The sequence below is a fragment of the Streptomyces sp. TS71-3 genome (genome assembly GCF_018327685.1).
In the GTDB taxonomy this organism is placed as follows: domain Bacteria; phylum Actinomycetota; class Actinomycetes; order Streptomycetales; family Streptomycetaceae; genus Streptomyces.
Genome location: NZ_BNEL01000003.1, coordinates 2428041 through 2448989, shown reverse-complemented (window position 1 = coordinate 2448989; position 20949 = coordinate 2428041). Strand labels below are relative to the sequence as shown.

The 20949-nt window shown below is 70.9% G+C and carries 15 protein-coding genes; 4 read left to right on the top strand and 11 right to left on the bottom strand.

What is annotated here, in order from left to right; translation table 11 throughout:
- Window positions 1-4: 4 nt before the first annotated feature.
- The gene (locus Sm713_RS34515) at window positions 5-1111 is read right to left on the bottom strand and encodes a hypothetical protein (protein ID WP_212913872.1); all 1107 of its coding nucleotides are present in this window, start codon (window positions 1109-1111) and stop codon (window positions 5-7) included.
- Between the two features lie 240 nt (window positions 1112-1351).
- Here Sm713_RS34515 and Sm713_RS34510 point away from each other — a divergent pair, with 240 nt between their 5' ends.
- Window positions 1352-1519 carry a hypothetical protein gene (locus Sm713_RS34510; protein ID WP_212913871.1) on the top strand — a complete coding sequence of 56 codons (168 nt, stop codon included), beginning with the start codon at window positions 1352-1354 and terminating at the stop codon, window positions 1517-1519.
- Here the strand turns inward: Sm713_RS34510 and Sm713_RS34505 are convergent.
- Window positions 1503-3077 (bottom strand): serine/threonine-protein kinase, encoded by a 1575-nt coding sequence (locus tag Sm713_RS34505; protein ID WP_212913870.1) that lies wholly within the window; start codon window positions 3075-3077, stop codon window positions 1503-1505. The genes Sm713_RS34510 and Sm713_RS34505 overlap by 17 nt on opposite strands.
- Window positions 3078-3543: 466 nt before the next feature.
- Window positions 3544-4479: an aldo/keto reductase family oxidoreductase gene (locus Sm713_RS34500; protein ID WP_212913869.1), complete on the bottom strand. Its 936-nt coding sequence runs from the start codon at window positions 4477-4479 to the stop codon at window positions 3544-3546.
- A gap of 378 nt (window positions 4480-4857) precedes the next feature.
- Here Sm713_RS34500 and Sm713_RS34495 point away from each other — a divergent pair, with 378 nt between their 5' ends.
- Both Sm713_RS34495 and Sm713_RS34485 read left to right on the top strand, forming a co-directional pair.
- Window positions 4858-5409, top strand: a complete 552-nt coding sequence (locus Sm713_RS34495) for a GNAT family N-acetyltransferase (protein WP_249416881.1) — start codon at window positions 4858-4860, stop codon at window positions 5407-5409.
- A 409-nt stretch (window positions 5410-5818) separates the two neighbouring features.
- Window positions 5819-6670, top strand: a complete 852-nt coding sequence (locus Sm713_RS34485) for an AraC family transcriptional regulator (RefSeq protein WP_212913868.1) — start codon at window positions 5819-5821, stop codon at window positions 6668-6670.
- Window positions 6671-6700: 30 nt separating this feature from the next.
- Here the strand turns inward: Sm713_RS34485 and Sm713_RS34480 are convergent, their stop codons facing one another.
- From Sm713_RS34480 to Sm713_RS34460, 5 genes are all read right to left on the bottom strand, one after another.
- Window positions 6701-8734 carry an ABC transporter ATP-binding protein gene (locus Sm713_RS34480; RefSeq protein WP_212913867.1) on the bottom strand — a complete coding sequence of 678 codons (2034 nt, stop codon included), beginning with the start codon at window positions 8732-8734 and terminating at the stop codon, window positions 6701-6703.
- Between the two features lie 32 nt (window positions 8735-8766).
- On the bottom strand, window positions 8767-9636 hold the full coding sequence (locus tag Sm713_RS34475; protein ID WP_212913866.1) for an ABC transporter permease: 870 nt from the start codon (window positions 9634-9636) through the stop codon (window positions 8767-8769).
- Complete coding sequence (locus Sm713_RS34470; RefSeq protein ID WP_212913865.1) at window positions 9633-10583, bottom strand: ABC transporter permease; 951 nt, start codon at window positions 10581-10583, stop codon at window positions 9633-9635. The genes Sm713_RS34475 and Sm713_RS34470 overlap by 4 nt, the downstream gene beginning before the upstream one ends.
- 12 nt (window positions 10584-10595) lie before the next feature.
- Window positions 10596-12161, bottom strand: coding sequence for an ABC transporter substrate-binding protein (locus Sm713_RS34465; RefSeq protein ID WP_212913864.1), 1566 nt, complete (start codon window positions 12159-12161; stop codon window positions 10596-10598).
- Between the two features lie 189 nt (window positions 12162-12350).
- Window positions 12351-13616: an ROK family protein gene (locus tag Sm713_RS34460; protein WP_212913863.1), complete on the bottom strand. Its 1266-nt coding sequence runs from the start codon at window positions 13614-13616 to the stop codon at window positions 12351-12353.
- 137 nt (window positions 13617-13753) lie between these two features.
- On the opposite strand from Sm713_RS34460, the gene Sm713_RS34455 reads away from it, so the two are divergent.
- Window positions 13754-15100, top strand: coding sequence for a sulfatase-like hydrolase/transferase (locus tag Sm713_RS34455; RefSeq protein WP_249417104.1), 1347 nt, complete (start codon window positions 13754-13756; stop codon window positions 15098-15100).
- A gap of 77 nt (window positions 15101-15177) precedes the next feature.
- Here the strand turns inward: Sm713_RS34455 and Sm713_RS34450 are convergent, their stop codons facing one another.
- Genes Sm713_RS34450 through Sm713_RS34440 form a run of 3 tightly spaced genes read right to left on the bottom strand, consistent with a single transcriptional unit; the run spans window position 15178 to window position 20821 of the window.
- Window positions 15178-19224, bottom strand: coding sequence for an amino acid adenylation domain-containing protein (locus Sm713_RS34450; protein ID WP_212913861.1), 4047 nt, complete (start codon window positions 19222-19224; stop codon window positions 15178-15180).
- Between the two features lie 33 nt (window positions 19225-19257).
- The gene (locus Sm713_RS34445; RefSeq protein WP_212913860.1) at window positions 19258-20082 is read right to left on the bottom strand and encodes an SDR family NAD(P)-dependent oxidoreductase; all 825 of its coding nucleotides are present in this window, start codon (window positions 20080-20082) and stop codon (window positions 19258-19260) included.
- Window positions 20069-20821: a thioesterase II family protein gene (locus Sm713_RS34440; RefSeq protein ID WP_212913859.1), complete on the bottom strand. Its 753-nt coding sequence runs from the start codon at window positions 20819-20821 to the stop codon at window positions 20069-20071. Before Sm713_RS34440 ends, Sm713_RS34445 begins: the two co-directional genes overlap by 14 nt.
- Window positions 20822-20949: the final 128 nt, after the last annotated feature.

Sequence of the window (20949 nt, the reverse complement as noted above, 5' to 3'; positions counted from 1 at the left end):
CGTCCTACGGTGCGATCCACGAGGCCAGCTCGCGATCCGAGGCCTGTGCGACGGAGGTGTCATCCGAAATCCGCACGTGTACGGGCAGGAAGTAGGGCGCGCGGTGCGAGGCGGCGAAGGTCTGGTCGTCGCCCTGGGGCTTCTCCGACGGGTCGTAACCGGCGAAGAACAGATACCAGGTGTGGTCGTTCTCGATGAGTGAGCCGACACCCGGTGCCTGCACCTGGTCGCGCACGTAGTGCGGCCAGCTCGGCTTCTGCGCCTGCAGGAGGTAGTCGACCTCATCGGCTCCGGGCCTCCCCCACACTCCCTTCGCGTCGGTTCGGTGGATCTTGCGGTACGTGCCCCCGTCCCCGGGCAGGAACGTGTCCGAGTAGGCAACGCCGATCTTGTAGGTGGGCCGCTGGTACGAGCCGACCGAGTACACCATCACGTACTTGCCGTCGATCTTGAACACGTTGCCCGTCTCGACGAGGCGGAAGCCGTTCTTCTGCCCGACGCCGAAGTAGTTCTCGGACGCCAGTCCCGCCGCACCGCTCGGCGAGGGGTCCAGAAGCATGACCGGCTCGGAGTCCGCGGGCCGCGAGGGGGTGTCGAGGCGTTGGGCGCCGATCCCGAAGCGGGTCGGGTCCGTCGAGATGCTCTTGCTGTACAGCAGGTAGAGACGTCCGCCGTCCTCGAAGTACTTCCCGTCGTAGTTGGCTGGTTCACTGTGGTCGAGCGAACCGACCAGCACCGAGTCGGCGACCCAGTGCTCCGGTGCCGTGTCGGTCCCGGTCTGCTGCGCCGGGTGCGCGTGCATGATCAGGTTCCAGTGGTCGCTGCGCGGACGGCCGTGGGGAACGACCTCCGAACTGAGCACCATCTCCCAGTGCCCGTCGGACATCCGGGTGATGTGGTGGGCCTTCGTCGACCGCACATCGAGGCCGTGCTCCTTCACCCGCGCGGCGAGAGCCGCGTCGAACGCCACCGAGATCGGCGCCGGGCTGAAGCAGCCGGACGTGACGCCGCCCTTGCAGGTGATGATCTCTTTGAACGTGCCGGAGAATGCCACGGACGACGTCGACGACGTGTCGAGTGGATACGGGTCCGAGAAATAGCCGGAGTTCATGGCACGCTGAACTCGCGGCGGCTGGGGAACTGCGTGCGCCGTCTTGGGATCATGTGAAAGCGACGCCCCGGAGCAGCCTGTTCCGAGCAGCCCGAAAGCGGCAAGAATTCCACAGAGTGCAGCGAGACGTCGCCCGTACGTTGCGAACCAATGCATTCGCCGGATGCTACATCACATGACTATGACCCCAGAAGGCCCGGCACTTCCATCGAAGCGAACTCTCGTCCCACCCTCCGGGCAATGCAATTATTCCGGACGGCAATTGAATTAATCCGGCCGATCCTGCTTGCGCTCGCCGGCAACGCCAACGCCAACGCTGGTGTCGGCGCCAACGCCAACGCCAACGCCGGCGCCCCGGCTCAGGGAGCAGAGCGAAGCTCGGAATTGCCCGTCAACGTTGATGCGTGACGCTCACCTGCACGGTCATCGTGCCCCTGTTGTCGTCAGAACAGACGCCGGCGGCGTCGTTCATGCCCAGTTGCAGGGCGGCGTTGCCGCTCGCCCGGAAGACAAGCCTCCGCCCGACGACGTGGATCGGGAATTCCTGCTCGCCCACGAGCCGGGCCAGCAGGGTGGCGAACGGAGCGGTTCCCTTGATCTTGCAGGCCTTCGCCCCGCCCTGCGACTTGTCGGTGTTCGCGGCATAACCGGCCGGCCCCGTCATGGGCAGCTCTTGGTAGTCAGAGGTCCATTCCCCGGAGACGAACTCCACGGTGACCTGGTCTCCCCGCTGGATCGACACTCCGGTGACCGGCTGCCAACCGCCCGCCGACTGGACGACCTGGCGGGTCGTCCTCGCTTTCGGGTCCTCCTTGAGCGGCAGCGTCCCGGTGAGGAAGAGACCCCCCACGGCACCCGCCACCAGCACGGCCGTTCCGGCCAGCGCCCACCACAGCCGCTTCGGCCCCGCCCGGCGGGACGGCTGCGACTGCGACTGCGACTGCGACTGCGACTGCGACTGCGGAGAGTCGAACGACCCGGTGGTCCGCCCCGGCGGCACGGGTTCCCCGGCCGGGACGTGCCATCTCCGGATACTGGTCATCGTGTCCGATTCGGCCAGCGGGGCCGAAGGCCTGAGCTCCCGCACGGTTGCCGGCGGCAGCAGCAGCCCGGCGTCCGTCTCGCCGTTCACGACGGCCTGCAACGCGGACCGCGCGGCAGCCGCCGAAGGACGCTCGTCCGGGAACTTGCGCAGCAGCGCCTCGATGACGGGGCGCAGCGGGCCGAGCCGCTCCGGCAGGACGGGTTCCTCGTACGCCACCGCGTGCATGGTCGCGGGCGCTACCGGCCTGCGGAACGGGGACTGGCCACCGCACACCGTGGCAAGGGTCGCGCCCAGTGACCACAGGTCGGATGCCGGCCCGGCCTCCGTCCCCTTCACGCGCTCCGGTGCCATGAACTCGACGGAGCCGATCAGCTCACCGGTGGTCGTCAGGAACTCGCCGTCGTCGAGGGTCGCGATGCCGAAGTCGGTGAGGACGGCACTGCCGTCGCGACGCAGCAGCACGTTGGCGGGCTTGACGTCCCGGTGCAGGGTGCCGACGGCGTGGACGGCGTCGAGCGCGTCGATCAGTTGCAGGCCGACGGCGGCGGTCTGCTGCGGTGTGAGCGGCCCGGCCTCGGCGATTCGGTGGGCCAGCGAGGAGCCCTCGACGAGTTCCATGACGATCCACAGCCGGTCCTCGGACTCGACCAGGTCGTGGACTCCGACCACGTGGGGATGCGGCACCCGGGCGACCGCGCGGGCCTCGCGGATGGTGCGCCGTACCCGTACGCGGTGCTCCTCGTCGCCCGTGGTGAGGATGTGCAGTTCCTTGGCGGCGACCGGCCGGTCGAGCAGTTGGTCATGGGCGCGCCAGACGGTACCCATGCCGCCCCTGCCGAGGACGTCGTGCAGCAGGTACCGTCCGGCGATCAGCCGTTCCGAATGCGTGGCCGCCTCGTGACCGCCATCTCCGGATGTCACGGCCTCTCACGTCTCCTTCGTGAGCGGTGCTCGCCGGATATCTGAAGACGGTGCCGGTAGGGGCCACGGTCCTCCAGGTGCTGTCCCGCGACGATCGGGCCGTCAGCCAAGATGCCGATACTTCCCATGTCCCGAATATCTCGACCATCCCGAATCGGAGCTTCCTCTGCCGACTCTCAGGCGCCGAGGACTGGCTGTGGTTTCCCGCTGCTCGATTCGCACGTAACGCGTACCTGTTCAGATTCGCGCAGCACTCGTTCCGCTCTGCCGAGCGCCACAGCCAGACACTAGAGCCGTGAAGAATGCGACATCAAGGCCTGAAGGAGCGGATTAAATCCCTGTAGCCCGGACTGAATCCGCGTCCCGGTGCGAGTCTCATCCCGTCGAGACGCTGTTCCCAGCGATCGTCCGCGTGGACGCCGACAGGACATACAGCCCTCCCTGCCCGCGTGCCCCGCGTCCGGGTTCAGGGAACGAGGTGGCCAGCGGCGCGGAACAGCTCGTACCACTCGGCCCGGGTGAGCCGGAGTTCGGAGCCCTGGGCGGCGCCGGCGACGCGCTCCGGGTTGGTGGTGCCGAGCACGACCTGCATCTGAGCGGGGTGGCGGGTGATCCAGGCAGTCGCGATCGCGATGGCGGGGACGTCGTACTGGGCGGCGAGGCGGTCGATGACGGCGTTGAGCTCGGGGTACTCCGGCGAGCCGAGGAAGACACCCGTGAAGAAGCCGGCCTGGAAGGGAGACCACGCCTGGATGGTGATGTCGTTCAGACGGCAGTAGTCGACGATCCCTCCGCCGTCGAGGGTGACCGACTGCTGCTCCGCGAGCATGTTGGCGGCGACCCCTTGAGCGATGATCGGCTCGTGCGTGATCGAGAGCTGGAGCTGGTTGGCCACGATGGGCTGGCGCACGTACCTGCGCAGCAGGTCGATCTGGCGTGGGGTCTGGTTCGAGACACCGAAGGCGCGCACCTTGCCCGAGGACTCGAGGTCGTCGAAGGCGCGGGCCACCTCCTCGGGCTCGACGAGCGCGTCGGGGCGGTGCAGCAGCAGGATGTCGATGCGGTCGGTCCGCAGGGCCGCGAGTGAGCCCTCGACCGATTCGACGATGTGCTCGTAGGAGAAGTCGAAGTAGGGACCGTCCGTCACGATTCCGGCCTTGGTCTGGATCGTGATCTCGTCACGCTGCGACGGGGTCAGCGCCATCGCCTCGGCGAAGCGGCGTTCACAACCGTGCAGCTCGCCGCCGTAGACGTCGGCATGGTCGACGAAGTCGATGCCCGCATCGCGCGCGGTGCGCACGAGCTCGCGCACCTCGTCGTCGGTCTTGTCGGCGATGCGCATCAGGCCGAGCACGACGTTCGGGGCGAGGATGTCGGTGCCGGGCAGGGTGAAGGTCTTCACGGGGGTTTTCCTTTCAGATGTTCAGGTCTGCACAGTACAAGCGGGACCACTCTGCACTGGAGGAGGCGCAGGGTCCATCGACGGCGAGCCCCAGCTCAGCGGTGGAGCAGCGGGTCCCGGATGCTCGCGGGACGGGACGCACCGGAGATCGGGATCACGAATTCGGAGGGCACGGTGCGGACCCCGCCGGGCGTGTCGCCGCTCGCGGGACAGGTCCCATCCAGCAATACGCGTGGTGACACCACGTGGCGTCGAGGACTAATTCGCTTCCGTTGTGGATTAATCGACCGCCGAGTTGACTGGCTCCCGATGGCGGCGAGCGTGCTGCTGTTCCGGCGTAACAGGCCATGAGGAACGGGCCATGAGGAGCAGGGAAGTATGAGCAACGAAAACGGACTCGACATCGCGTACGTGTCTCCGTCCCGGGCCGGAGACCTCGACCTCATGTCATCGGTCACAGGACTGATCAACGAGGTTTACGAGGTGGCCGAGGAGGGGCTCTGGGTGGAGGGAACGACGAGGACCACCACGCAGGAGGTCGAGGCGCTCACCAGGTCGGCCGAGATCGTCACGGCGCACATGGACGGCGAGGTCGTCGGATGTGTCAGGGTCCAGCAACTCGACGGACCGGTGTGTGAGTTCGGCATGCTGGCAGCAGCGCCCAAGCGGCGCGGCATCGGAATCGGCCGTGAACTGGTCCGGTTCGCGGAGGAGGACAGCCGGCAGAAGGGTTGCGGGGTGATGCAATTGGAACTGCTCGTTCCCCGCGAGTGGTCACACCCGTCCAAGGTGTTTCTCGATGAGTGGTATACGCGCATCGGCTACAGGGTCAGCCGCATCGGATCGATCGAGGACTTCTATCCGGCACTCGCACCGCATCTCGCCACGGCGTGCGATTTCATCGTCTACCAGAAGAACCTGAGGGAATAGCCCGTACACGTCTCCGCCCGGTACGACCCGGCGGAACCGGCATCCCTGATGGTCTTCCACTACGACGCCTTCGACGACCCGTACGTCACGTTCCTCCTGAGCGAGATCATCCCGCGGCCCACCGAGCCCTACACCATCGCCCTTGCCCTGGGAGACGGGCGGGCACAGCCCCGACCACGGCGGTGTCCTTCTGCCGGACGCTCTGCGCCGGCTGCGACGGCCGGACTCGGAAGAAGCCCGCTGAGGAGCCCGCGCTCCTCGCACCGCATCGATCGGCGCGTCGTGCCGCGCCGATGTGACCTGGGGCGGTGCGCCTGGCACACTTAAATAAGCATCGCTGATTAAACATCACCGTGCGGGAACCGCGGCTTCGTGCCGGGAGATCCAGGTCCAGGCGACAGAGACGGCCATGGAGACAGTGAAAGAACCGATAGCAGCAGCCAACTACACATGGCGCTCCCTGTATGTGGAGAAGGTGACGCTCTCCGGGGGTCCCCAGGCCGTCTACCTGCCGCCCCCGCCCGGCGTCAGGGTCGGCATCGCCATGGGGGTGGTGAGCTTTCGCGACCATCGGCAGCCGCGGCACAAGGAGGTCATCGCCCTCCCTGACCACGCGTGCATCACTCCTCCGGGATGGGGGAAGACGCTCGTCTTCACGCCGAAGGCGGATGGAGGAGCCACCGTGGTCGGCATCACGATACCGACCGAGACGTTCAGCAGGGTCATGGAAGAAGAGGGCCATGGGGGCACCCCGGACGACCTCACGGATATACCTGCCGCGCATCGGGCCGATCCCGTTCTCGCCGCCGTGGCGAGGGCTGTCGTGACGGCGTACGAGGCGGGCGCGGACGACCTCTACGCGGAGTCGGCCGCCCAGTTTCTGGCAACGCACCTCGTGACCCCCCGTACGGTGGCGGACCGAGGCTCCCGGGGAACGCTGGGCCGCCGGCAGCTCGAAACGGTCACCTCCTACATGCGGGAGCACTTCGGGGACCCCATCACGCTCGACGACCTGTCGGCCCTGACGTCGTACAGCCGTTACCACTTCACACGCTGCTTCAAGGCGGCCACGGGGCGCACGCCGTATCGCTACCTCAACGAGATCCGCATCGAGATGGCCCGCACGTATCTGGAGAGCAGCGGCGACACCGTCCTCCACATCGGCAGGAAGTGCGGATTCGGGGACCCCCGGGGTTTTACGAGGAACTTCCGCCATATCGTCGGATGCACACCGTCGCAGTACCGCGCGATGCGCGGCTGAACCACCGCGGCCCGCCGCACCGGTCCGCGCTCACGGCCGGAGTTCGCCCGCGAAGTGGCAGGCGACGGGGTGACCGCCCGCCGTGGCCCCCAGGAGCGGGCGCTCGGTCCGGCAGACGGTGCGCTCGGGGTGCACCAGCGGACCGATGGGGCAGCGGGTGTGGAAGCGGCAGCCGGCGGGTGGCGCGGTCGGACTGGGAACGTCGCCGGTGAGGACGATCCGCTCGCGGGCCCGCTCGGTCCCCGGATCGGGTTCCGGCACGGCGGACAGCAGGCTGACGGTGTACGGGTGTCGTGGCGCCGCCGTGACCTGCTCGGCCTGGCCCGTCTCGACGATCTGTCCGAGGTACATGACGGCGATGCGGTCGCAGACGTGCCGCACGGTGGCCAGGTCGTGGCCGATGAACAGATAGCTCAGCCCGAGGCGTTGCCGCAGGTCGGCCAGGAGGTTGACGATCTGCGCCTGCAAGGACACGTCCAGCGCGCTGACCGCTTCGTCGCAGACGACCAGCTCGGGCCCGACGGCCAGCGCGCGGGCGATGGCGATGCGCTGGCGCTGCCCTCCGGAGATCTCGTGCGGATAGCGGCGGACGACCGCCGGATCGAGCCCCACCAGCTCCAGCAGGTCGCCGGTGGAGGACGGTACGGCGCTTCCGGCACCGTCCGGGCCGCGCAGCCGCAACGGCTCGGCCAGGGTCTGCCCGATCGTCATCCGCGGGTTGAACGAGCCGTAGGGATCCTGGAAGACGATCTGCACCTTGCGCCGCAGCGCGCGCACCCCTCGGGCGCCGAGCCCGGTGATGTCCTGTCCGGCGTAGCGCAGCGAGCCACCGGTGGGCCGCTCGATCCCGAGCACCACCCGGCCCAGCGTCGACTTCCCGCACCCGGACTCGCCGACCAGGCCCACGGCCTCGCCCCGCCCCACGGTGAGATCGACCCCGTCGAGCGCGCTGACCGCGGGTGCGCGCCGGCCGCGGCCCTTGAACCTCTTGGAGACGCCGGTCAGAGCGAGCAGCACCTGGCCCGCACCCTCCGGCTGAGTCCGGCCGCCGGTCCGGAGCGCGGCCGGACGGGCCCTCTCGACCGGGGGCAGCTGCCCGTCGAGCGAGCGCCAGCAGTCCCAGGAGCGGTCGCCGGAGCGGGTGCGCGGCGGCCGCTCCTGACGGCAGCGGTCGTCGGCGTGGGCGCACCGTGCCGCGAACGGGCAGCCGGCCGGCGGCGCCAGCAGGTCCGGCGGTCTGCCGGGGATGGGGACGAGCGGGAGGTCGCGGTCGGCACGCAGCCGGGGCGTGGCTGCCAGCAGGTCACGGGTGTAGGGGTGGCGCGGATCACCGAAGAGCTGCTCGACGGGGCCGTCCTCCACGATCCGGCCGCCGTACATGACCATCGCGCGGTCGCAGACCCTGGCCACCACGCCGAGGTTGTGGGTGATCAGCAGGATGGAGGTGCCGAGCTCCCGCCCCAGCCGGGTGAGGAGGTCGAGCACCTGCGCCTGGACGGTGACGTCGAGTGCGGTGGTCGGCTCGTCCGCGATCAGCACGTCCGGTTCGTTCGCGACGGCCATGGCGATCATGACGCGCTGGCGCATGCCGCCGGAGAACGCGTGCGGATAGTCGGCGAGCCGGGCGTCCGGGTCCGGGATCCCGACCAGTGCCATGAGGTCCCGTGCGCGGGCCCGTGCGGCCGCGCCGGTGAACTTGCCGTGCGAGAGCATGCCTTCGACGAGCTGGTCGCGGATCCTCATCACGGGGTTGAGGCCGGCGATCGGGTCCTGGAAGACCATGCCGATGCCGGTGCCGCGCACCGCGCGCATCTCGCCCTCGCTCAGGCTCAGCAGGTCGCGCCCGTGGTAGAGCACCTGCCCGCCCTCGATCCGGCCGGGCCGGCGGACCATGCGCATCAGGCTCTGGGCGGTGACGCTCTTGCCCGATCCGGACTCGCCGACCAGCGCGAGGGTCTCTCCGGCGCGGATGCTCAGGCTGACGTCCTCGACGGCGTGCGCCACACCGCGGTCCGTGGGGAAGCGCGTGACGAGGTTGCGCACTTCCAGTACGGGTGTGGTCATAAGGGCTCCTTCGGGGCGGGGAGGCCGGCGGGTCAGCGGCGCAGCAGGCGTGCGCCCAGGCCGTCGGCGACGAGCTGGAACCCGAGGACCAGCAGCGTCACGGCGGCCATGGGGCCGATGGCGTACCAGGGGTTGCGGGAGAGGAAGTTCACGCTGGACTGGAGCAGCGACCCCAGCGACGGGTCCGGCGGCCGGATGCCGATGCCGACGTAGCTCATGCCGCCTTCGATGAACACGGCCGTCGACATGGACAGGGCGAACTGGACGATCAGCGCGTCGAGGCTGTTGGGCAGGATGTGGCGCAGCAGCACCCGGACCGGTCCCGATCCCGAGACCTCGGCGGCTGTCACGTAGTCCCGCTGCCGCTCGCTGACGACGGACGTCCGCACGAGCCGGCCGAACAGCGGCACGTTGACCAGGGCGATGGTCAGCATGACCGCCTTGCCCCCGGATCCGATGATCGCCGCGACGGTGACGCCCGCGACCAGCGCGGTGAAGGACAGCATGACGTCGAAGAGCCGCTGGACGACCGTGTCGAGCCACGGGGACAGCCCGATCGCCAGGCCGATGACGACCCCGGCGAGGGCGCCGAGCGGCACGGCGACGACCGCCGCGACCACGTCCTGCCGCAGCCCGTACAGCACCCGCGAGAAAAGGTCGCGGCCGTACTCGTCGGTGCCCAGCAGATGCGCGGCCGAGGGGCCGGCGAAGGCGTCCGGGCCCTGCAGGGACGGCGGTGCGGGCGCCAGCAGCGGTGCCAGCACGGCCGCCAGGACCAGCACGGTCACCAGGCAGACGCCGATGCTCAGCGTCGGCCGGCGCAGCGGCCACGACCGGACCCGTTCGCGCACGGGCGCCCGGGACGGGGATGCGGGGGCCGGTGCCTCGCCGACGGTGGTCATGCTCGCTCCAGCCTGAGTCGGGGGTCGATGACGGCGTGCAGCAGCTCGGTGAGGGTCTGCAGGAGGACGAACACCGTGACCGAGATCAGCAGCAGGCTCTGCACGACGACGTAGTCGCTGGTCTTGAGGGAGTCGATGATGAGCTGGCCCACGCCCGGCCAGGCGAAGATGGCCTCCACCACGATCGCTCCCCCGAGCATCTGGCCGACCTGGATGCCGAGGACGGTCACCACCGGCGGCAGCGCGTTCGGCAGCGCGTGGCGCAGCACGATCCGCCGCGGCCGTAGGCCCTTCGCCGTCCCGGTGCGGATGAACTCCTCGTCGTACACGCGGCGGATCGAGGCGGACAGGAACCGGGCGAGGGTCGCGGCGGCGGGCAGAGCCAGCGCGAAGGCGGGCATGATCAGGTACTGGACGCCGATCTCCGGGTCCGCGAGCAGCGACGCATGGCCGCCGGCGGGCAGGATCCGGTTGGTGATGGCGAACACCATCACGAGCAGCACGCCGGTGACGTACGGCGGCATCGCGAACGCGAGCGCCGTGAGTGCGGCGGTCGCCGAGCGGACGATGCGGCCCCGGGCCGCGGAGAGGGTGAGCCCGGCCGTGCCGCCGAGGCCGATGGCCAGGACGATCGCCCCGAGGGTCAGCTCCAGCGTGTTGCCGAGGCCGTTGCCGATGAGGGTGGAGACGGGCAGGCCCCGGATGTAGGACTCTCCGAAGTCACCGGTCACGGCGCCGCGCAGCCAGCTCAGGTACTGGTGGGGCAGGGAGGTGTCCAGGCCCAGCTGGTGCCGGACGGCCTCGACGGTCCTGGGCGGGGCGTCCGGGCCGGCGGCGATCACCGCGGGGTCTCCGGGTGCCAGGTGCAGAACGCCGAAGATCACGACGGACGCGATGAGCAGGACCAGGAGGGCGGAGGGGACGCGCCGGAGCGCGTAGCGCAGCATGGGCTTCCTCTCTCAGGCCAGGTAGGCGTTGTCGAGGTCGAGGTAGTCGTACATCGTCCATGCCAGCCCTTCGAGCGATGCCTGGACGGCATAGGTGTGGGTGCTGTTGACCAGGTCGATGGCGAACTGCTCCTTGAGGAAGAGCCGGTTCAGGTCCCGGTACGCGGCTGCAAGCGCGTCACCCGTGCCGGTCCAGGCCTTCTCCGCCAGGCGGCTGTAGTCGCGGCTTGCGAAGTTGGAGGAGTTCTTCTGGGCGTTGAAGGGCCAGGCGCCCTTGACGAGAGTCGACGGGGTCAGCTGCCCGAACCCGTGGCCGTTGACGAAGAGTCCGGGGATCTTCCCGCTCACGAACAGCTTCTGGAACTCCGCGTCCTGCATCGGCTGGAGCCGGCACACGAGGCCGACGTCCGCCAGGTTGGCCTGCACGATCTGCGCGATGGCGGCGTTCGTGGCGAGGGTGTTGCTGTAGTAGAGACCGACCTTGGCGCCTCGCGCGCCGCCCTGGCGCAGCAGGCGCTTCGCCTCGGCCGGGTGGAGCGTGTAGGACGCCGCGGCGTCCGCGTCCCAGGCGGGCGAGCTGGGTGACCACGGCAGGCTGCTCGGCCGGCCGATGCCGCCGAGCGCCTGGTCGAGTATCCGCTCCCGGTCGACCGCCCAGGCGATGGCCTGCCGCACCTCGGTCCTGTCGAGCGGCGGGACCTCAACGTTGGCACCGATGTAGAAGGTGAGGTCGTCGGCGTCGGACTGCACCAGGCGGAACCCCGGCCGGTCGCGGATGCCGGCGGCGTCGAGGGGGGCCAGATCGAGCGCCAGATGGGCCTGCCCCGAACGGAGCGAGGCCACGGCGGACGAGGACTGCGTGATGATGGCGATCTCGACGGCGTCCAGGAACGGGCGGCCCGGTTTGAAGTAGCGGTGGTTGCGCTTCAGCGAGACGGAGGCGCCGGGCCTGTAGGACTCGACGGCGAAGGGGCCGGTGCCGATCATCCGGCTGCCCGAGGCCAGGTCGGACACCGACTCGCGGTCGATGAGGACCATCATCTCGAACATGTCCCAGACGTTGCTGACGGGCGCCCCGAAGCGGATGGTGACCTCGTGGTCCCCGGTCCGCCCGGCCGACGTGATCTGCTGGGCCACGTGCTTGACCTGCGAGCTGGTGGTGTCCCTGGTCAGGTAGTCGAGGACGAACACGACGTCGTCGGGTCCGAAGGGGCGGCCCGAGTGGAACGTGACGTCGTCGCGCAGCCGGAACACGTACGTCCGCCCGTCGCCCGACACCCTCCAGCTCGTGGCGAGCGAGGGCCTGGGGCGGAGGGTCCTGTGGTCGAGCTCGGTGAGCGTGTTGAAGACGGTGCGGCTCAGCGAGAAGTTCGGATTGATCTGCGAGAGCAGGAACGCGGGCAGGATGTCCGCTCCCTGGACCATGTGCAGGGTGCCGCCGCTCCGCGGTCCACCGCCCGTTCCCCGCTGCTCCGCGACGGCGCTGCGGCAGGCGGAGAGCGGGCCCGTACCGAGCGCGAGTCCCGCGCCCGCGGCCAGGACGGAACGCCGCGACGGTCGGTGAAGTGGTGCAGGCACGCTGCCTCCTGGGTGTGCTTGCTCCTTGGCAGCCATAAATTAACGACTCTTAGTAAATGCGTGACGACAGGTTTGCAGGGGGGCGGCGCGGGGGTCAAGGGGTGCGCGCGAGCGGTTGCGGTGTGCCCGGATCGTCCGGTGCGCGCGAGTCGGCCGATGTGCGCGGGTCACTCGTGTCGGTGCTCGAACTCATCCCGCGCGGTGGGCCGGCGCCGGCACGAGCCGGTCCAGGAAGTGCGACTGGGCGGCGTCCAGGGCCAGCCGTACGGCACCGGTGACCACGGCGCTCTCTCGCAGCGGGGAGGCCTCCAGACGCGGAGGGTTCGGCGCGAGGTCGTCGAGTCTGCGGCGCAGCGGCGGGAGCAGGACGTCGCCGGCGGCGGCGATGGCACCGGAGATCACGGCGAGTTCGGGGGCCATGAGCATGGACAGGGTGGCGAGCGCGCGGGCTGCGGCGGCCAGCCCGTCGTCGAGGATCCCGGCCATGGCGGGGTCACCGCGGCGAGCCGCCTCGAAGACCCCGCGCGCGGTCACCCGGCGCGGATCCCCATCGGAGAGCGCGTACAACTCCGAGCCCGGTGCGCCGGCACGCGGCTGCCTGCCGCGCGCCGACAGCTCCGCCACCAGCAGCACCCCCCTCTCGCGGACCTTCGCCGCGATGGCGTCCGCGTCGGAGTAACCGCCCATCAGCGAGAGGAACCCGAGGTCGCGGGCGCCGTTCCGGTGGCCGCGCACCAGGGTGCCGCCGGTGCACAGTCCGACGCCGAGCCGCTCCCCCGCCAGCAGGCAGACCACGTCCTTCGAGCCCCCGGCGCAGCCCCGCCAGCGCTCGCCGACGAGGGCGAGGTTGCAGTCGTTCTCCACGTAGACGTGGTCGCCGAAGTCCCGGGCCAGCTCGGCGCGGAGGTCGACGCCGAGAAAGCCCGGGATGCCGGTGCGCAGCCGCACCACGCCGGCCTCGTCGACCGTGCCGCTGGTGCCGACGCCGACGGCCAGCACCTGGCCGGGCTCCAGACCGGCCGCCCGCACCGTCTCGACCGCGAGCTCGCGCACCGACTCGATGCGCTGCTCGGCGCCGATGGAGGGATCGTCGAACGGCCGGCGCCCCTCCCTGGCGGGAACGCCGTGCAGATCCGCGAGTGCGACCCTGACGCTGTGCGCTCCGATGTCGATGCCCAGAACGTGCCCGGCGGCCGCGGCGAAGGAGAAGAACCGTGCGGGGCGGCCTCGTCCCGCCGAGCGGCCCTCGGTGCGATCGGAGCTCTCCCGGACCCAGCCGAGCCGCACGAGGTGCTGGGCCGCGGCGAGCACGGTGGGCCGCGACATCCCCGTCGCGTCCATCAGCTCGTTCGAGGACATGGCCACGCCCTGCGGGGACCTCTCGCGCAACTCCTCAAGGACATGGGCCGCGTTGACCCGCCGGGCGGAGGCCGACGTGGCGATGTCACCGGACATGACAGGGGACGCTCCTCTTGGCTGCGTGGCCCACGGCTGCGCGCGGAGGGCCCTTGACCTCCCGACACGCGCCTGGGAGTCTAACTCAGCGCTATTTAATTAACGTCGGTTATTTAACTAGGGAAGGGCCCGTGAACATGCCTGCCGCGTCCACCCCCTCGCCGTGCCGCCGCCCGAACGTCCTGGTCTTCTTCACCGACCAGCAACGGTGGGACACCACCGGACTGCACGGCAACCCCATGGGCCTCACGCCCACCCTCGACCGCCTCGCCCGCGAGGGGGTGAGCGTGGACAACTCCTTCGCGAACCAGCCGGTGTGCGCGCCCTCCCGGGCGAGCCTCCAGACCGGCCTGTACCCGACGAACACCGGCGCCTTCCGCAACGGCCTGACGATGCGCCGGGACGTCCCCACCCTCGCCCGTTCGTTCCGGGACGCCGGATACGACACCGGCTACATCGGCAAGTGGCACCTGGCGGGCGATCACACCCAGGGCCCGGTGCCCGAGGAGGATCGCGCGGGCTACGAGCACTGGCTCGCCGCGAACCTGCTGGAGTTCACCTCCGACGCCTACGAGACCACCCTGTACGACGAGGACGGCGCCCGGCACCACTTCGACGGCTACCGCGCCGACGCCCTGGGCACCGCCGCGATCGACTTCATCGACCGGGACCGCGACCGCCCGTTCTTCCTCTTCCTGTCCTTCCTGGAGCCCCACCACCAGAACTCCCGCGACGACTACCCGGCGCCCGCGGGCTACAGCGAGCGCTACGGCACCCCCTGGGTCCCCCCGGACCTCGCGGCCCTGGGCGGCGGCAACTGGAAAGAACACCTGCCGGGCTACTACGGAATGGTCCGCCGTCTCGACGAGGTGCTCGCGCGCATCGTGGAGACCCTGGAGCGGGGTGGCCGCCTGGACGACACCGTCATCCTGTTCACCTCCGATCACGGCTGCCATTTCAAGACCCGCAACGGCGAGTACAAACGCAGCCTGCACGACGCCTCCATCCGCGTACCGACCGTCCTGCGAGGACCCGGCATCGCCGGCGGCGTCCGGCTTGCGGACCTCGTCGGCCATGTGGACCTTCCGCCCACGCTGCTGGAGGCAGCGGGCATCCAGGTACCGCCCCGGATGCAGGGACGGTCGCTGCTGCCCCTCCTGCGCGGCGAGGGCTCCGCATGGCGGCAGGAGGTGCTCATCCAGATCAGCGAGTCCGAGGTGGGCCGGGCGCTGCGCACCCACCGGTGGAAGTACGGCGTCACCGCGCCCGGCCTCGACGCGTGGAACGACACGCACGCGGACGAGTACGAGGAGACCTACCTCTACGACCTCCGGGCCGACCCGGACGAGCTGGCCAACCTCGTCGGCGATCCGGCACTGGAGCAGGTCCGGGCGGAACTGCGCCGGCTGCTGACCGAGAGGATCGTCGAATCCGGCGAGCCGGGTCCGACGATCACGGCGAGGCCGGCCCGCACGGAGCCGTGACGGCCGGGCCCGGTGCGGGCGGGCGGGCGGGTTGGCTGGCTGGCTGGCTGGCTGGCTGGTCACCTCACCCCTGACGGTCACGCGGGCCGATGGCCGGTGGCGGGGCCGGCCGCGCCGGCCATCAGCCTCGCCACCTCGTCCGGGCGGGTGCGGGTGAAGTAGTGCCCGCCACCGTCGATCTCGTGCAGCTCGGGCCGCTCGACGAACGGCCGCCACGCGCGGTATGCGCTCTCGTAGCCGGCGGTCAGCGGGTCGTCCGAGGCCATCACCACCGTGCAGGGCGTGGTCAGCGGCTTCCGGGCGGTGGACTCCAGCCCGGCGAGCAGGAAGCCGTTGGCGCAGAGGGCGTCGTGGCGGAAGGCGCGGGTCACCAGGTCCCCGAGGTCACCGCCCAGCTCGTCGAGGTCGGTGTCACCGCTCCACTCGGCGACATACGTGCGGATGTCGGCGAAGGTGAGCGACTCGGTCCGGCGCAGCGTCTCCCGGATCTCCTCGGCCTGCGGGACCAGCATGGCGGCGAGGAACAGGTGCCGCACCATACGCCCGCGCTCGATGAGGAGTCGCGCGACCTCCACCGCCAGCGGCGAGCCGTTGCAGTGCCCCCACAGCACGACCGGCCCGGTGACCATGCGCTCGATCTCCTCCGTGATCAGCTCCGCGGTGTCCCCGATGCCGCGCAGGTCGCCCGCCGCGGATCCGGGCGCGTGGCCGGGCAGCTCCACCGCGGCCACCGACAGCGAGCCGTCCAGTCGCGCCACGGCATTGGCGACGGGCTTGAAGTGCAGGGCGCTGCCTCCCGCGTAGGGCAGGCATACCACGGTGGCCGTCGGATCGGGGATCTCGGCAGTGAGCCGGACCAGGACGCCGCCGGTGCCGGTGGACGTGACAGTGCTCCGCTCCGCCGCGGCCACCAGCTCGGCCAGCCGGGAGCACAGCATGACGTCCCCCGCCGTGACCAGGCCGTCCAGCTCTGCCACCACCTGCATAGCCCGCAGGGAGGTGCCTCCGATCTCGAAGAAGTCGGTGTCGGGCGCGATGTCCTCGGCCGGGACGCCGAGTGCCGTGGCCCAGGCCGCGCGCACGCGGATGCCGAGCCCGGACAGCGTGCCCGCGACCGGTTCGACCGCGGCCGGGCGCGGGTGGACACCGCCCGCACCGGCGGGGAAGCCGGCGGCCGGCTCGCCGACGGGCACCGGGTCGCCGCCGTCCCGTGCACGGGACATCGCGTGCTCGGCGTGGCCGGTGGCGGTGCGGCGCCCGGAGATGAGGGCGCTCACCTCCGCCGGAGTCGAGTGGACGTACAGGTCGCGCAACGTCACCGGGGGCAGCCCGGCCGCGCGCAGCGCACCGGACAGGCGCACCGCGAGGAGCGAGTTGCCGCCGGAGGAGAAGAAGTCGTCCTGCGGGCCGACGTGCCCACCGAGGACGTCCCGCCACACCCGCAGCACCGGGTCGCCCGCGGCCTGCCCGCCGGGCTGGGCTGCAGGGGCGGCCGGGGCGGGCCTCAGCCTGCTCGTGTCGACCTTGCCGTTGACGGTGAGCGGAAGCTCGGGCAGCAGCGTGAAGGTCGCGGGCACCATGTGGTCCGGCAGGTAGGTCGCCGCCCGTCTCCGGATGTCCTCCGCGGACGCGGTGCCGGCCGTCACCACGTACGCGTCCAACCTGGTGGCGGCCGGGTCCCGGGCGTCGTCGTTCAGCACGACCGCCGCCGCGGTCACGTTCTCGTCCTCCAGCAGGACCGAGCGGATCTCGCCGAGCTCGATGCGGAAGCCGCGCACCTTCACCTGGCCGTCGAGGCGGCCGAGGTGGTCCAGGCGCCCGTCCGGGCGCAGCCTGCCCAGGTCACCACTGCGGTAGACGCGCTCCCCGGTGACGGGGTCGGGCACGAACCGCGCGGCGGTCAGCTCCTTCTGGTTGAGGTAGTGGCTGGCCACGCCCGCGCCGCCGACGTAGATCTCACCGGGCACGCCGAGCGGCTGGATTCGGCCGGCGGTGTCCCGAACGGACACCGACCAGCCGGGCAGTGCCCGGCCGACGGAGCGGGATCCGGTGCCCGCGTCCTGGGGTGTGACCGTCTGGCTGGTCACGTGCACGGTGGTCTCGGTGATGCCGTACATGTTGACCACTCGGCATCGGGTGCCCGGGTGCCGGCGGAACCAGTCCCGCAGGATCCGGGCGTCCAACGGCTCACCGCCGAAGACCACCAGACGCACCTGGAGGCCGGCCGGGCTCCGCAGGTCGGCCTCGGCCAGCCCCGTGAACGCGGACGGGGTCTGGTTCAGGACGGTGACCCGGTGCCTCACCAGGAGGTCGTGGAACTCCTCCGGGCTCCGGGAGACGAAGTAGGGCACCACGACCAGGTGTCCTCCGGTCAGCAGCGCGCCCCAGGTCTCCCAGACGGAGAAGTCGAAGGCGCTGGAGTGGAACAGCGTCCAGGTGTCGGACGGCCCGAGGCCGAGGTCGGCGGTGGTGGCGGCGAGCAGCGCGCCGACGTTGCGGTGGGGCACCGCGACGCCCTTGGGCCGTCCGGTGGAGCCGGAGGTGTAGATGACGTAGGCGATGTCGTCGGCGCCGACGCCCACGTCCGGGACGTGCCCGCCGTCTGATGGGGACCATCGGGCGGGGAGCACCTCCGCGGGGTGCAGTACGGTCACCCCGTCCAGGACGGGGAAGCGCGCCGCGGACGAGAGCACGAGGCGGACGCCCGCGTCGCCCACCGTGTGGGCGAGCCGTTCCGCCGGATAGGAGACATCCATCGGAACGTAGGCGGCACCGGCCTTGAGCACGCCGAGCAGGGTGATCACCAGGTCGGCGTCACGGTCCAGGCACACGCCGACCCTGTCCCCCGGGGCCACTCCCCGGCCGATGAGGACACCCGCCACCGCGTCGGAGCGGGCCTCCAGTTCGGCATAGCTCAACGTGCGGTCGGGATCGGACAGTGCCGGGGCGTTCGGCTGCGCGCTCGCCATCGCCCGGAACAGCTCGTGGATCGGCGCTGCCACCGCGTCCTCCTCGGCCGGAGAACACCCGATGGCAGCGATGTCGGCCGCCTCGTCGGCGTCCACCAGCTCGATGTCCCCGAGGCGCCCCTCGTCCGGGGCGTGCACGAGCGCTTCCACCACGCGGTCGACGTGGCCGGCGAACTGCCTGGCGATCACCGGGTCAAGGACGCCCTCGTCATAGTGCAGGACACCGCTCAGGGTGCCGTCCGCACCGTGCTCCCACGCCAGTGTCAGCGGAAGGACCGGACCGAGGACGGACCGGTAGGTGTCCCCCGCGCGGCCCTCGGTCACGAGGACACCGACAGCGGGTGCGCTCGGCGGTGCTTCGCGCTCCGGGACACCGGCGCGTGCCGCGGTGTCGAGCAGGTCGGCCACCGGCATCGAGTCCTCGACCGGGAGCACCACCGACAGCACCGTGTCCGCCGCCTCAGGGCCCGCCGTGATCAGACGGAACTCTGCGCGCTGCGCCGCCTCGTAGCGGGCCAGCACGACGGCGGTCGCCGCCACCGGCAGCCACGGCGCATCCGCCGCGACGGTCGTGGTGGCCAGGGCGAGGCCCCGGGTTCGGCCCCCCAGGGCCGGATCTCCCAGGCCCCACGGCAGGACCGCCGGGTCGCCTCCCGGTCCCTCGCCGGGTCCCTCGCCGGCCGCCGCTTCGGATGCCGCGACCAGCACGGGCGGTGTGACGGGTTGGGCCGGATCGGTCAGCGCGGTGGCGAGCTGGTCCAGGGCGCGCCGGCCGATGATCCGGCGGTCCGCCACGACCACCAGGTCGGCGGCGCCGTCCGCGTAGCCGATCACGACGGCCCGCGCGACGGCCGGGGAACCGCCCAGCGGGCGGCAGGCCTCCCGGGTGCGGCGGGTGTGCGCGACAGGGGCACTCGCCTCGGCGCCCAGTGCCTCGCCGAACGTCCGCACCTTCCCGCGGAGGACCGGGTGACGCTCTGCCAGGGCGCCCAGGTTCGTGCGCACCGCTGCCGCGTCCGTACCGGTCGGCAGCCGCCTGATCAGGCTGTGGCAGGCTCGGGCCGGGCCCGTGGCGGGACCGGCGTGGGTGAGGAGGTGGCCAAGGGTGTGGTCGGCCCCGGAGATCTCCGTGGCCACTTCGTCCGAAACGGACAACACGTGCTCCTTCAGGTGAGGCTGGAGGGAGGCTCAGTGGGCGGAGAAGCCGGCGTCCACCGCGACGACCGTTCCGGTGACCTTGCGGGAGTCGTCGCCGGCCAGCCAGATCGCGGCGCCGGCCAAGTCGGCCGGGTCGACCAGCGAGCTCATCGCGACCGACGCCAGGTCGACGGCCTCCTGCTCCTCGGTGCTGATACCGAGTGACTCGGCGACGACGGCGGCCATCTGGCCGTCGACGGCCGGATCGTCTCGCACCGGGCCGGGACACAGCGCGTTGACCCGGACGTTCATCGGCGCGTAGTCCAACGCGGCTGCCCTGGTCAGGCCGACCAGCCCGTGCTTGGACGCGACGTATCCGGCGAAGTGGCGGTAGCCGACCAGGCCGGCGGTCGACGCGACGTTGACGATGCTGCCCGACCGCTGGGCGATCATGACGGGTGCGACCGCTGCGATCATGCGCCACGGCCCGGAGAGGTTCACGTCCAGCAGGACGCGCCACTCCTCCTCGGTGAACTCGTGGGCCGGCCGCCCCGACGGCGCCCCGATGCCCGCGTTGTTGATCAGGACGTCGATCCGCCCGAACCTGTCCACCGCGGCCGTGACGGCCGACCGCACGGCGGAACGCGAGCTGACGTCCGCGGTCTCGACGAGCACGGACGCACCGTTCTTGCGGCACAGACGTGCGGTGTTCTCCAACTGCTCGGCGGAAGCCAGAGGGTAGGGGACCGCGGGCAGGTCGCCGCAGATGTCGATGAGGACGACGTCCGCGCCCTCCTCGGCCGCACGCACCGCGCAGGCACGGCCGATTCCCCTGGCCGCCCCCGTGATCACCACGGTCCTGTCATGGAGTCCCATCGGCGGGCCTTTCGGATCGGAGGCGGCCGGCACCGACCGTCGCGGAGATCAGTTCGAGCAACGGCCCCGGGTCGTCCGCCAGGTACATGTGCTCGCCGGGCAGCTCGGCCATGGAGAAGCCGGCGGTGGTCATGTCCGCCCACCTGGCCACCTCGTCACGGGAGACGAACGAGTCGTCCGAGGCCGCCACCGCGGTCACCGGGACGTCGAGCGGGTCGGCACCGAGCGGCGTGTAGCCCTCGTCCATCGCGAAATCGGCGCGAAGGGCCGGCAGCAGCAGTTCCCGCAGTTCCGGGCTGTCGAACGCGGCGTGCCGGTAGCCGGTCGTCTTCTCGACGTGGGCGAGGAACGCGTCGTCCGTCAGCCCCGACACGTCGCTGACGGGGCCGGCGGTGGGCGGGCGCGCGGCGCTGACGAAAAGGTGCACCACGTCGTTGCGAGCGGTGTCGGTGAGGCGCCGGGCGAGCTCGTAGGCGAGCACGGCGCCGAGGAAGCAGTGTCCGAACAGGGCCACCGGACCGCCCGCCGCCGCCTCCAGCGTGGCCGGGAGCAACCCGTCCGCCGCGGCGTGCAGGTCCCGGTACGGTCTCTCGGCCAGCCGGCGCTCGCGGCCCGGCAGCTGGAGCGGTACCGCCACCACCCCGCTCAGGCCCATGCGGTTCCATGGGTGGAAGAAACTCGCTCCGCCCCCGGCGAACGGAAGGCAGACCAAGGGCAGTTCGTTATTCTCAAGGGGCATGTCCGCGATAACTCCTCGGCACTGTCCGGGACACTTCCACCCGGAAATGAGGTTCCGCAGCGGCGACAGCCGTCACCTTAGACGCCGGCCAGTAGATATAGCGATGCCCGAATGGCCGGACTATTTCC

Coding starts and splice junctions, on each gene's coding strand:
- Sm713_RS34515 (WP_212913872.1), bottom strand. CDS start 1,111: ATGAACTCCGGCTATTTCTCGGACCCGTATCCACTCGACACGTCGTCG.
- Sm713_RS34510 (WP_212913871.1), top strand. CDS start 1,352: ATGCAATTATTCCGGACGGCAATTGAATTAATCCGGCCGATCCTGCTT.
- Sm713_RS34495 (WP_249416881.1), top strand. CDS start 4,858: ATGAGCAACGAAAACGGACTCGACATCGCGTACGTGTCTCCGTCCCGG.
- Sm713_RS34485 (WP_212913868.1), top strand. CDS start 5,819: ATGGAGACAGTGAAAGAACCGATAGCAGCAGCCAACTACACATGGCGC.
- Sm713_RS34480 (WP_212913867.1), bottom strand. CDS start 8,734: ATGACCACACCCGTACTGGAAGTGCGCAACCTCGTCACGCGCTTCCCC.
- Sm713_RS34475 (WP_212913866.1), bottom strand. CDS start 9,636: ATGACCACCGTCGGCGAGGCACCGGCCCCCGCATCCCCGTCCCGGGCG.
- Sm713_RS34470 (WP_212913865.1), bottom strand. CDS start 10,583: ATGCTGCGCTACGCGCTCCGGCGCGTCCCCTCCGCCCTCCTGGTCCTG.
- Sm713_RS34460 (WP_212913863.1), bottom strand. CDS start 13,616: ATGTCCGGTGACATCGCCACGTCGGCCTCCGCCCGGCGGGTCAACGCG.
- Sm713_RS34455 (WP_249417104.1), top strand. CDS start 13,754: ATGCCTGCCGCGTCCACCCCCTCGCCGTGCCGCCGCCCGAACGTCCTG.
- Sm713_RS34445 (WP_212913860.1), bottom strand. CDS start 20,082: ATGGGACTCCATGACAGGACCGTGGTGATCACGGGGGCGGCCAGGGGA.
- Sm713_RS34440 (WP_212913859.1), bottom strand. CDS start 20,821: ATGCCCCTTGAGAATAACGAACTGCCCTTGGTCTGCCTTCCGTTCGCC.